12 protein-coding genes and 1 pseudogene are annotated in these 12,230 nt (G+C 52.4%); 8 read left to right on the top strand and 5 right to left on the bottom strand.

The features are described from left to right. Positions 1-3: 3 nt before the first annotated feature. Positions 4-1,404: a chromosomal replication initiator protein DnaA gene (gene dnaA, locus AC6I8N_RS00160; protein WP_021183650.1), complete on the bottom strand. Its 1,401-nt coding sequence runs from the start codon at positions 1,402-1,404 to the stop codon at positions 4-6. 602 nt (positions 1,405-2,006) lie between these two features. Here dnaA and rpmH point away from each other — a divergent pair. The 5 genes and pseudogenes from rpmH (at position 2,007) to mnmE (ending at position 5,838) form a co-directional block, all read left to right on the top strand. Beyond that, entirely contained in the window at positions 2,007-2,147 is a 141-nt protein-coding gene (gene rpmH / locus AC6I8N_RS00155; RefSeq protein ID WP_003849659.1) for a 50S ribosomal protein L34, read from the top strand. A 15-nt stretch (positions 2,148-2,162) separates the two neighbouring features. Further along, positions 2,163-2,522 carry a ribonuclease P protein component gene (gene rnpA, locus AC6I8N_RS00150; protein ID WP_036625704.1) on the top strand — a complete coding sequence of 120 codons (360 nt, stop codon included), beginning with the start codon at positions 2,163-2,165 and terminating at the stop codon, positions 2,520-2,522. Next, positions 2,486-2,744 (top strand): annotated as a pseudogene (gene yidD / locus AC6I8N_RS00145) (membrane protein insertion efficiency factor YidD). Before rnpA ends, yidD begins: the two are co-directional and overlap by 37 nt. A gap of 2 nt (positions 2,745-2,746) precedes the next feature. After that, entirely contained in the window at positions 2,747-4,393 is a 1,647-nt protein-coding gene (yidC, locus tag AC6I8N_RS00140) for a membrane protein insertase YidC (protein WP_013511118.1), read from the top strand. Between the two features lie 80 nt (positions 4,394-4,473). Beyond that, positions 4,474-5,838, top strand: a complete 1,365-nt coding sequence (gene mnmE / locus AC6I8N_RS00135; protein ID WP_497829775.1) for a tRNA uridine-5-carboxymethylaminomethyl(34) synthesis GTPase MnmE — start codon at positions 4,474-4,476, stop codon at positions 5,836-5,838. Positions 5,839-5,896: 58 nt separating this feature from the next. Here mnmE and AC6I8N_RS00130 read toward each other — a convergent pair whose 3' ends face one another. Further along, positions 5,897-6,403, bottom strand: coding sequence for a hypothetical protein (locus AC6I8N_RS00130; protein ID WP_051337947.1), 507 nt, complete (start codon positions 6,401-6,403; stop codon positions 5,897-5,899). A gap of 11 nt (positions 6,404-6,414) precedes the next feature. Beyond that, a complete protein-coding gene (locus AC6I8N_RS00125; RefSeq protein WP_497829774.1) occupies positions 6,415-7,521 on the bottom strand; it encodes an XRE family transcriptional regulator in 1,107 nt (368 codons plus the stop codon). Between the two features lie 269 nt (positions 7,522-7,790). On the opposite strand from AC6I8N_RS00125, the gene AC6I8N_RS00120 reads away from it, so the two are divergent. After that, positions 7,791-8,381 carry a malonic semialdehyde reductase gene (locus AC6I8N_RS00120; protein WP_021183644.1) on the top strand — a complete coding sequence of 197 codons (591 nt, stop codon included), beginning with the start codon at positions 7,791-7,793 and terminating at the stop codon, positions 8,379-8,381. A gap of 91 nt (positions 8,382-8,472) precedes the next feature. Here the strand turns inward: AC6I8N_RS00120 and AC6I8N_RS00115 are convergent, their stop codons facing one another. Continuing rightward, a complete protein-coding gene (locus AC6I8N_RS00115) occupies positions 8,473-8,982 on the bottom strand; it encodes a flavin reductase family protein (RefSeq protein ID WP_497829773.1) in 510 nt (169 codons plus the stop codon). A 305-nt stretch (positions 8,983-9,287) separates the two neighbouring features. Here AC6I8N_RS00115 and AC6I8N_RS00110 point away from each other — a divergent pair, with 305 nt between their 5' ends. Beyond that, entirely contained in the window at positions 9,288-10,046 is a 759-nt protein-coding gene (locus tag AC6I8N_RS00110) for a 4'-phosphopantetheinyl transferase family protein (protein WP_497829772.1), read from the top strand. Between the two features lie 32 nt (positions 10,047-10,078). Here the strand turns inward: AC6I8N_RS00110 and AC6I8N_RS00105 are convergent, their stop codons facing one another. Then, positions 10,079-11,392, bottom strand: coding sequence for an NCS2 family permease (locus AC6I8N_RS00105; protein ID WP_497829771.1), 1,314 nt, complete (start codon positions 11,390-11,392; stop codon positions 10,079-10,081). A 139-nt stretch (positions 11,393-11,531) separates the two neighbouring features. On the opposite strand from AC6I8N_RS00105, the gene yieH reads away from it, so the two are divergent. Further along, positions 11,532-12,191: a 6-phosphogluconate phosphatase gene (yieH, locus tag AC6I8N_RS00100; protein WP_208724458.1), complete on the top strand. Its 660-nt coding sequence runs from the start codon at positions 11,532-11,534 to the stop codon at positions 12,189-12,191. Positions 12,192-12,230: the final 39 nt, after the last annotated feature.

The following is a 12,230-nucleotide window of genomic DNA, read 5'->3' as shown; positions in this document are numbered from 1 at the left end:
GCGTCAGGAAGATAAAGTTCGAATGAGGTTAGAGAAATCTTCTTTGATGTCGTGGCTCTCTTCACGCAACTGCTCGATTTTACGGCAGGCGTGAAGCACGGTGGTATGGTCGCGGCCACCAAACGCATCACCAATTTCCGGCAGGCTATGGTTGGTCAACTCTTTCGCCATCGCCATCGCCATCTGACGTGGACGTGCTACCGAGCGCGAACGGCGCTTGGAGAGCAGATCAGCCACTTTAATTTTGTAATACTCCGCCACCGTCTTTTGAATGTTGTCGATGGTGACCAGCTTTTCCTGCAACGCCAGCAGATCGCGCAGCGCTTCACGCACGAAATCGATGGTAATGGCGCGGCCGGTAAAGTTGGCGTTGGCGATAACGCGATTCAGTGCGCCTTCCAGCTCACGGACGTTAGAACGCAGACGCTTGGCAATAAAGAACGCCACTTCACCCGGCAGGCGAATGTCGTTTTCATCAGCTTTCTTCATCAGGATCGCAACACGCGTCTCAAGCTCCGGCGGCTCAATCGCTACGGTCAATCCCCAGCCAAAGCGCGACTTCAGACGATCTTCCACGCCGTTGATCTCTTTGGGGTAACGATCCGAGGTCAGGATGATCTGTTGATTGCCTTCCAGCAGCGCATTGAAGGTGTGGAAAAACTCCTCCTGCGATCGCTCTTTATTGGCAAAGAATTGGATGTCATCGATTAACAATGCATCGACGGAGCGATAGTAACGTTTGAACTCTTCAATGGCGTTGTTTTGTAGCGCTTTCACCATGTCCTGCACAAAACGTTCGGAGTGCATGTACACCACTTTGGCATTGGGCTTGCGCGCCATAATGCCGTTGCCGACCGCATGTAACAGGTGAGTTTTGCCCAGACCCGTGCCGCCATAAAGGAACAGCGGGTTATAAGCACCACCCGGATTATCCGCCACCTGGCGTGCCGCCGCGCGCGCCAGTTGGTTAGATTTACCTTCAACGAAGTTGTCAAAGTTATGGCGGTTATTCACATTGGAGCGGTAAGTTACATCCGCTGGCGCGGGGACAGAGTCCCAGCTTGGGCGCAGCGTTTGCGCCGGAGCCGGACGGCTTTGCGCCGGAGCCGGCGCGCTAACGCTGGCCATCGCAGGCTGGCTGGCCGCAACTTGCGCCACCGGGCGCGTGCCCACCTCAAAACGCAGCAACGGCACATCCGCACCGCAGAATTCATTCAGCAGCCCATTGATACTGTTGAGATATTTATCCCGAACCCAGTCGAGTACAAACCGATTTGGTGCATATAAGGCCAGCGTATTGTCGTTCAATTCAGCTTGCAGAGGACGAATCCACATGCTGAATTCGGTGGCAGGAAGCTCATCCTGCAAACGGGCAAGACACTGTTGCCAAAGCGTAAGTGACACGGCGGACTCCACTCGTACAAAATCGATAAGAATTTTAGGCGCTAATAAAAGAAACGTTCGTTTTTTGACACAGGCGATCAGAAAGCGCCTGCGACCGCTATCCGCGGTAGCCTCCCTGCGATCTCAGAGTGGATCGTCAGCGGAAGGGCGGATCATAGCGCAAAGCGGCACAGAGATCTCCCCTTTCTACACAGTTTTGATCCAATTTATCCACAGGGTGCGGAAGCGCTAAAGAGTTTACGCCTTCTGGCGAAAAAGCGAGCGGGGATCAGGATGAAAGCTGTAAATTTTCTGCCCGTGTCTCGTTTTCCGCAAAAAAAATCCGCCGATCGATCGCAAGAAGATCCTGCTCGATCCTTGCGCTTTAACGTATAGCCCGTATAATTCTCCACCCCGGCGTTGTCGCGTTCAGCCCAATGCCCGGAATCAGCGGGCTGTATCCGGGTTTTCCTGGTACCGCGACCAGCGAAGTAAATTGACTCTGGACTGTACAATTATTACAATCCCGCCTCTTTATTAAAGACACATTGAGGCGTCGGTCGATTTACTGGCCCGAAAACGCGTCACCCAGTGAAAATTTTCAAGTTTAGGTAGAAATCGCCATGAAACGCACTTTTCAACCGTCCGTACTGAAGCGCAACCGTTCTCACGGCTTCCGTGCACGTATGGCTACTAAAAATGGTCGTCAGGTTCTGGCACGTCGTCGTGCTAAAGGCCGTTCTCGTCTGACCGTTTCTAAGTAATAAAAGCTAACCCTCGTGGTTAAGCTCGCATTTCCCAGGGAGTTACGTTTGTTAACTCCCACTCATTTCACTTTCGTCTTCCAGCAGCCACAAAGGGCTGGCACGCCGCAAATCACCATCCTCGGCCGCCTTAACTCGCTGGGGCATCCCCGCATCGGTCTCACCGTCGCCAAAAAACATGTTAAACGCGCCCATGAACGCAACCGGATCAAGCGATTGACCCGCGAAAGCTTTCGTCTGCGCCAACATGAACTGCCCGCGATGGATTTTGTGGTCGTGGCTAAAAAAGGGGTTGCTGACCTGGATAACCGTGCGCTGGCGGAAGCGTTGGAGAAATTATGGCGTCGTCACTGTCGCCTGGCTCGCGGCTCCTGATCGGCCTGATACGCGTGTATCAACGCGCCATCAGCCCACTGCTGGGACCTCATTGCCGGTTCCATCCCTCCTGTTCGCAGTATGGAATTGAGGCCTTACGTCGGTTTGGCGTAATAAAAGGCAGTTGGTTGACGATTAAACGCGTATTAAAATGCCACCCTTTGAACCCGGGTGGCGACGATCCTGTGCCGCCAAAAAAACTTTGAAACCAGAGAACATTAACGATGGATTCGCAACGCAATCTCTTTCTCATCGCTTTTCTGTTCGTGTCTTTTATGATCTGGCAAGCCTGGCAGACGGACCATGCTCCGCAGCCGCAGCAAACCCAGACCACGCAGACCACTAACAGCACAGCGGGTGATGCCGCCACTTCCGGCGTTCCCGGCAGCGGCCAGGGCAAAACGATCACCGTTAAGACTGATGTCCTGTCTTTAAACATCAACACCCGTGGCGGCGATATTGAGCAAGCCTCACTGCTGACGTACCCGGATAAACTGGGTTCGGATGCACCGTTCCAGCTGCTTGAAACTACCCCGGCGTTCATCTATCAGGCGCAGAGCGGCTTAACTGGTCGCAACGGTCCGGATAACCCGAACAATGGCGCGCGTCCGCTTTTCACCACCACTCAGGACCACTTTGAGATGGCGGAAGGTCAGACTGAGCTGCGCGTACCGCTCACCTGGACCGGCGAAAACGGTGTGGTCTACACCAAAACCTTCGTGTTCAAACGCGGCGAATTCGCTGTAAATGTTGACTACAACATCAATAACGCCAGCCAACAGCCGCTGGAAGTCGCGATGTTTGGTCAGCTGAAGCAGACTATTGAAGTCCCGAAACACCGCGATACCGGCAGCAACAACTTTGCTCTGCACACCTTCCGTGGCGCAGCGTACTCGACCAGCGATGCGAAATACGAAAAATATAAATTCGATACCATCAATGATAACGAGAACCTGAACACCACCACCAGCAACGGCTGGGTGGCGATGTTGCAGCAATACTTTGCTACCGCGTGGGTTCCACGTACTGAAGGCACCAACACCCTGTACACCAGCAACCTGGGTAACGGCGTGGCAGCCATCGGTTATAAATCTGCACCGGTAACTATCGCCCCTGGCGCACAACAGAATCTTGGCGCGACCCTGTGGGTTGGCCCGGAAATTCAGGACAAAATGGCGGCCATTGCGCCTCACCTGGATCTGACCGTAGATTACGGCTGGTTGTGGTTCATCTCTCAGCCACTGTTTAAGCTGCTGAAATTTATCCACAGCTTCATCGGTAACTGGGGCTTCTCCATCATCGTTATCACCTTCATCGTTCGTGGCATCATGTACCCGCTGACCAAAGCGCAGTACACCTCGATGGCGAAGATGCGCATGCTACAGCCGAAGATTCAGGCGATGCGTGAGCGTCTGGGCGACGATAAGCAGAAGATGAGCCAGGAGATGATGGCGCTGTACAAAGCGGAGAAGGTCAACCCGCTCGGTGGCTGTCTGCCGCTGGTGATTCAGATGCCAATCTTCCTTGCCCTGTACTACATGCTGTCAGGCTCGGTTGAACTGCGTCATGCGCCGTTTATTCTGTGGATTCATGACTTGTCTGCGCAGGACCCGTACTACATCCTGCCGGTTATCATGGGTATCACCATGTTCTTCATTCAGAAGATGTCACCGACTACCGTGACCGATCCGATGCAGCAGAAGATCATGACTTACATGCCGGTTATCTTTACCGTCTTCTTCCTGTGGTTCCCGTCAGGTCTGGTGCTGTACTACATCGTCAGCAACCTGGTTACCATTCTCCAGCAGCAGCTGATTTATCGCGGCCTGGAAAAACGTGGTCTGCATAGCCGCGACAAGAAGAAAGCGTAACGTCCAGCTCCCACGAGCCACGACGTATACTCAAGGGGCGGCATTTATGCCGCCCTGTTTTTTTGCAAAAAAGGTGATTTATGAGCCACAGCGATACCATCGTCGCCCAGGCGACACCCCCCGGACGTGGCGGCGTCGGCATCCTGCGTATCTCCGGTGCCAAAGCCGCTGACATCGCGCAAGCCGTGCTGGGCAAACTGCCGAAACCGCGCTATGCCGACTATCTGCCGTTTACCGATAGCGATGGCAGCGTGCTGGATCAGGGCATTGCGCTGTGGTTCCCCGGACCAAACTCCTTCACCGGTGAAGATGTGCTGGAGTTGCAGGGCCACGGTGGCCCGGTGATCCTCGACCTGCTGCTGAAGCGTATTGTGGCGCTGCCCGGCGTACGCATCGCACAACCAGGTGAGTTTTCTGAACGCGCCTTTCTGAATGACAAGCTCGACCTGGCTCAGGCAGAAGCCATTGCTGACCTGATTGATGCCAGCTCAGAGCAAGCGGCACGTTCGGCGGTGAACTCGTTGCAGGGGGCATTCTCCATCCGCATTAACGCGCTTGTGGAAGCACTTACTTACCTGCGCATCTATGTGGAAGCCGCTATCGACTTTCCTGATGAAGAGATCGACTTCCTCTCCGACGGGAAAATTGAAGCTCAGCTGAATGCGGTGATCGGTGACCTGAATGGCGTGCGTGCTGAAGCACGCCAGGGTAGCCTGCTGCGCGAGGGGATGAAAGTGGTGATCGCCGGACGTCCAAACGCCGGAAAATCCAGTCTTCTCAATGCATTAGCCGGACGAGAAGCCGCAATTGTCACCGATATTGCCGGAACGACGCGTGATGTACTGCGCGAACACATTCATATCGACGGAATGCCATTGCATATCATCGATACCGCCGGTTTACGCGATGCCAGCGACGAAGTAGAACGCATCGGTATTGAGCGTGCCTGGCAGGAGATTGAGCAGGCTGACCGTGTGTTGTTTATGGTGGATGGCACCACCACTGATGCCACGGAAGCGGCGGCCATCTGGCCCGATTTTGTTTCGCGTTTGCCAGCCGAACTGCCGATCACCGTGGTACGAAACAAAGCCGATATGACAGGCGAGTCCCTTGGTCTGTCTGAAGTAAATGGTCACTCACTTATTCGCCTCTCCGCCCGTACCGGCGAAGGTGTGGATACCCTGCGTGATCACCTGAAACAAACCATGGGCTTCAGCGGCAATATGGAAGGTGGCTTCCTTGCTCGCCGTCGCCATTTGCAGGCGCTGGAACTGGCGGCAACTCATTTGCAACAAGGCAAAAATCAGCTGCTGGGAGCCTGGGCGGGCGAGCTGCTGGCCGAGGAGCTGCGTCTGGCACAACAGGCGTTGAGCGAAATTACCGGTGAGTTCACCTCTGATGACTTGCTGGGGCGGATTTTCTCCAGTTTTTGTATTGGTAAGTAATGAGGATTGAGGATAAAGGAACGCATTATTGTTGCCCGGAAGAATGCGCTCCTTTTCTTTAAAGCAGACCTAATCTGATATTCTGACTGGTATTCGAATGCCACTGCTGTGTGTAATTTTTTGCGAGTTTGGGATAAAGATTTATCGACTTAAGCAAACTTTCTAAAGATACCATCTGCTCCAGCCAGCCAATTTTATGTGCTACCCGCATCGCGGCTTTATCAGGGCTGGCAAGGAGCCAGCAAGCCTGCCCAGCTTTGCTGGCATAAATCAGCAAGTCTTGCTCACCAGGGTCGAGCCCCATAATATCGGGATGAGAAAAGGTACAACGTATTCTGTCTGGCTCAGTAACTGTATAAATGTGAGCCATTGACTGGGATAACTGGCCGAAGTCAATTTGCTGAGGACTGGTTCGATTTTGAAAACCGGTTTGCGTTTCTTCCATAACAGTGGCTACGGTATGGAACTGATATTGCTGACTTAAAGCTGGCCAGCAGGATACTCGATGAGCTTCAATAATAACATTAGTATCAATTAAGACTATATCGCCAGCTTTTATCGTCATGCTAAGTCCATTTAGAGATCAAAGGGAACGGGCTTGTTATAATCCAGCATTAGCTGCTTAAGCTCTTCAATAGTTAAACCTGTCACTGTCGCCATTTTCCTGACAGAGATTAAGCCACTGTCGAGCGCTTTCGCAACGTACTCAACAAACTGCTGATTATAAAGGCGAGGTGTCGTTATATCCCTTGAGTGACCATTGTTCACCATAAGACTATCATCAAATACTTTGGCATCATTTTCAGATATTTTCTTTAAACTGACCAGACGCCATTTTAGTGCTTGCGATGACACCTGGAATTTATCAGCAAGTGCATTAAGAGTCAGTTCACTCAGTGGCTCATCAAGCATTGCAAGATATTTATCTACACTTTTTCCCGGCATAAGGAGGGCGCTGGCAAACGCATCAGCTAATCTTTCCTCATGTGGTTTTTTTGTTTTCGAATATGCGTATTCAATATGCCGTGGTGGTAAAGCATCCCAGGTTAGACAATGAAAGACTTCATGGGCAATATCAAAATTACGCCGCCCCGAGACTTCACTCCTGTTAACTAATACAACACTCACATCCTTATGTCTGATTGCTGCACCTGAAACATCGTTAGGGGCATCAATATAGAGCATGAGAATGTTGAATCGCTTAAGTAAACGAGACTCCAGGTTTTCAGCAGGAAACTCCCCTAATGCCAGTTCATCTACGAGATGCTCTGCACAACGCTGCGCCTCTTCCAGAGTACTATCTTTATCTAAAGTGAGCCGGGGAAAAATGACGCTCGGTGCTTCTGTAGAGAAATGTTGGCGTAAGTCTCGATAGAGAGCTACGAGGCGATTAGTCTTCTTTTCAAACTCTACCAGAATGACATCGGTTGCATCGCTTTGCCGCCATGAGTATTCAACTTCGCCAACCAAAGAATAGGGATCGGCAAACTCCTCAAAACTGATATCAAGATAAGCGAGAGCGAGCATAAGCTCTTCCGGTTGGAGATTTCTGGCACCTTTTTCAATCGCAGAGAGGGTTTGCCTGTCTTTAAAACCCATCACTTCGGAAAGAACTTCCTGATTAATTTTTTTTGCTTCCCGCCAGGCAGCCAGTCTGCGACTAAAGAATTGATTATTATGCATAAAGCACCCCACTAGAAAACTCGAAAATCACAGATTCGTCTTTACTAAAGAAGATGATCTTATTCTTGCATTTTTATTTTTGCAAGATATTGAGGTGAAAAAATAAGCTGGGGTAAATTGAAAGATAGTGTCGCTTTGTGATTTGGTTACCCGCTGCGTTTGCAGTATAACGATCTCTGGCAGTGCCAAAAGTGCACCGACTGATCCAGGCCATTCCTCTATTCATGCTAAACATTGGGCTCAATTTGATGCCTGAAAAGGAGAGAAACATGAGTACACCGCTCGACAGCCTCGCTCTGAATACCCTATTCAATGAGGCTCGCACCCACAGCTACTGGCAGGAAAAACCCATTTCAGAAGAACTGCTTAAACAGCTCTATCAGTTGACGGCGCTGGGTCCGACTTCTGCTAACTGCTCACCGGGTCGCTTTGTATTTGTTACTTCTCAGGAAGGGAAAGAGAAGTTAAAGCCAGCACTCTCCTCCGGTAACCTGGAAAAAACCATGAAGGCACCGGCTACGGTGATCGTCGCCTCAGATCCCGAGTTCTATGAAAATCTGCCGAAACTGTTTCCGCACGGTGATGCGCGTAGCTGGTTCACCAGCAACCCGGAATTGGTCAAAGAGACAGCGTTTCGTAATAGCAGCCTGCAAGCAGGTTACCTGATCATGGCCGCGCGCTCGCTCGGTCTGGACGCTGGCCCAATGTCTGGTTTTGATCCAGCCAAAGTCAACGCCGCCTTCTTCAGCGACAGCAAATGGCAGGTTAATTTGCTGATCAACCTCGGCTATGGCGAGGCCAGCAAGCTGCATGCGCGTCTGCCACGCCTCGGCTTCGATGACGTGTGCAAGTTTGCCTGAACAACGCTTGAATGAATGCGTAACAGCGCGATTTTTCGCGCTGTTTTTCAGAATTGCAGAGGCGGCCTGATTAGCGTGATAAATCGCGCCGCTACAGATCCAGCGAATGAAAACCACTGTTGAAGTAGACCATAGGCTCGGCAGCTTCCCCGGCCAGATTGATACCGACAATCCGTGCCAGCAGCACGCTGTGGGTATGCCATTCCACCACTTTTTCCAACTGACAATCAAAACTCACCAGGGCATCGGCCAGCACTGGCGCGCCTGTGGTGATCGTCTGCCAGTTGCCGGTCTGGAAACGTTCCTCACGGCGTGATGACTGACTGAACTGAGCACACAAATCCGCATGTTGCTCACGCAGTACGTTGACGGCGAAATGGCCCGCCTGCAAAAAATAGGCGTGGCTGGTGGCACTTTGATTGACACATACCAGCAAGCTCGGCGGTTCCGCTGCCAGTGAACTGACTGAGGAGGCAATCAGGCCATATTTTTCACCCGCGTGTTGCGTGGTAACCAGCGAGACACCTGAAGCCAGACGGCGCATACCATGACGAAAGTCATCCAGAGAAATTGATTCCTGGTGTGATGAAGTAACTGACATAAAAAACTCCGACGTGCGTTATTCTGCGATGAAGCGCGGCTGAAATTTAGCGATCATAATTTTCTCATCAGCCAGCTTTTTTTTTACCGCACAAATCCTACACCACATCAGGCTATTCAGCATCCATTCAGGCATTTATCAGCAAACTACTGCCATGAAACAGCGGCTGATGCGGCGTCAGCGCATTGTCATGACTTTCGGCGTTATCTGAAATTCAGGTATTCCATGTAATGCCGGATGCAAAGCCATGAGAAAATTCTTACAATAGACTTGATGATTATCCGACCATTTTCACGGAGCGACAGATGGCTAGTCATTTTGTTCGTTGGACGGGTAACCCGCCCCTCTCCTCTGAGACAATGCGGGTCCCACAGGATGTGATCAATAGCGCACAGCGCCTGCCCGACAAGCGTCGGGGACGCTTTCTCGCCGCGCGTGGGCTGTTGGCGCAACTAATGTTACGCGTCTATGGTATCAATGAATTACCACCGCTTGTGACCACCAGCAGTGGACGCCCTTGTTTTGCCGATTCTGCCCTGCCTGATTTCAGCATTGCCTACGCCGGGAATATGGTGGGTGTACTGCTGGCCGAAGAAGGGGGACGTGCCGGGCTGGATATGGAAATTGTACGCGCCCATAGCCGCCAGACTCAGGATACATTAACGCAGGGTCTCTCTTCCGGAGAGAAAGCCTGGATTAATGCGCAGCAGGATTTTATGGAAGCGGTAACGCAAATCTGGACCCTGCGCCAAAGCATCCTCAAACTCACCGGAGAAGCCGAAAGCGGTATCGATTCGCTGCGACTGCATCCAGCCGCAGGACGTCTGCGCTCCAGTGTATTTCCTGATATTCAGGCGGTGTGCGATGCCGAACCGACGCTGGTCTGGTCCTGTGCGCTCTCCCCCGGCACCGAACGGCTCCGACTGTGGGAAATTGATGCCAACCATCAATGGATGCCGTTGCGCGACGTGGAGATAAGTAAACCAAATATCGGACCACGCACGCTACGCCTGACCAGCCTGCCAAGCGAACGCACCACTCCCCAGGAAATGGGACATCTGTGACTAAACAGGCCGCTTATGCGGCCTGTAACGTGTTAGTGGGCATCAATAAAGGCGATTTTCAGTACAAACAGCAGCGCGACCACCACTACGCACGGACTGATTTCACGCCAACGGCCAGTCCCCAGTTTCATTACGCAATAAGCAATAAAGCCCAGCGCAATACCTTCCGTGATGGAGAAACTGAACGGCATCATTACCGCAGTGACAAACGCCGGAACCGCTTCAGTGAGATCATCCCAACGCACCCGTGACAGCGATGCCGTCATCAATACACCGACGTAGATTAACGCCCCCGCTGCCGCGTAGGACGGCACCATCGCCGCCAGCGGCGACAGGAACATCACCAGCAGGAACAGAATGCCGGTGATCACCGCCATCAACCCGGTGCGCCCGCCAATCGCTACGCCAGAAGAACTTTCGATATAAGCAGTGACGGAAGAGGTGCCGATCAGCGAACCCGCCACCGAGCTGATACTATCCACAAACAGCGCCTGCTGCATACGCGGGAAGGTACCTTTTTCATTGGTCAGTCCCGCTTTGTCGGTCACACCGATCAGCGTGCCGGAGGAATCGAACAGGTTGACCAGCATAAAGGAGAAAATCACCCCGGCCATACCGATATTAAGCGCACCTTTGAGATCAACTTGCCCAACGACAGCGCCCACGGATGGTGGTGTCGCGAAAATACCGGTGAACTTCACATCGCCAAGCAGCAAGCCAATCGCCGTGGTCACCACAATCGATACCAGTACCGCCGCATGAATGTTGCGAGAGGCGAGAATAGCGATAATAAAGAAGCCAAGTGCCCCCAGAAGTACGCTATGTGAGGTCAGGTTGCCCACCGTCACCAGGGTGTCGGCATTTGACACGATAATGCCGGCATTTTTCAGTCCCATCATGGCGATAAAAAGCCCGATGCCCGCGGTGATGCCAACACGCAGACTCAGCGGGATATTGGCGATCATCCAGTAACGCACGCGCAGCAGCGTGAGGATCAACAATCCCAGCGCCCCCCAGAAGATCGCGCCCATCCCGATCTGCCACGAATACCCCATTGCACCGACGACCACAAAAGCAAAGAAGGCATTCAGTCCCATTGCGGGTGCCAGCGCCACCGGCAGATTCGCCACCAGCCCCATCAGGATGCTGCCGAATGCCGCGATCAGGCAGGTGGTGACAAACACCGCCTGGGTGTCCATGCCAGCGGCACCCAGAATCTGCGGGTTGACGAAAACGATGTAAACCATCGTCAGAAAGGTGGTGAAACCGGCGATCACTTCTGTACGCACGGTGGTGCCGTGTTCCTGCAACTTAAAGACGCGTTGCAACAGACCCTGCTTGTTCATAGCTTATCCCGCTGAAAAATTTAACGCGCGTATCCTATAGATTTTGACTGACCAGCACACTGATTTTTCGCAAGCGTTTGCTCGGTGCGCACAGTGCGTTAGAGTGACAGCTTCTTGTTTAGCAAAAGGATGATGTCTGATGTCAGTTGAATGTGTTTTTTTTGATTGTGATGGCACGCTGGTCGACAGTGAGGTGATCTGTACACAATCCTACGTCAACACCTTTGCCCGCTACGGTATTGAACTCTCACTACAGGAGATGTTTGAAAAATACAAAGGGGTAAAACTCTACGACATCATCCGTGATGTTTCTGCGGAACATCAGACTGAATTGCCGATGGATGAGGTGGAAACGGCGTACCGCGCCGAGGTAGCACGCTTATTCGATTTAGAACTGAAGCCCATTGCCGGAGCGAAAGCGCTGGTGGAACAAGTCAAAGTCCCGATGTGCGTCGTCTCAAATGGTACGGTGAAAAAGATGCAACATTCATTGGGGCTGACCGGCATGTTGCCGTACTTTGCGGCACATCTTTACAGCGGTTATGACATCAACCACTGGAAGCCGGACCCGGAGTTGATGTATCACGCCGCAGAACAAATGCAGGTACCGATTGAGAAGTGCATTCTGGTGGATGACTCCGAGGCCGGTGCCCGCGCGGGGATCGCCGCGGGCATTCCGGTGTTTTATTACTGCGCCGATGCGCATAACCCGGAACTGGATCACCCGCTGGTGACCCGATTTGATGATATGACGCAGCTACCCGACTTGTGGCGCGCGCGCGGTTGGGCGTTGGTGTAACTGTCCACAGGGTCCCGTAGCGGCGCGATTCATCGCGCG

The sequence above is a fragment of the Pantoea sp. X-Soil-TKNS-1279 genome (assembly GCF_059730565.1).
The sequence above is the reverse complement of the archived record's forward strand: the minus strand, read 5'-3'. Positions and strand labels throughout refer to the sequence as shown.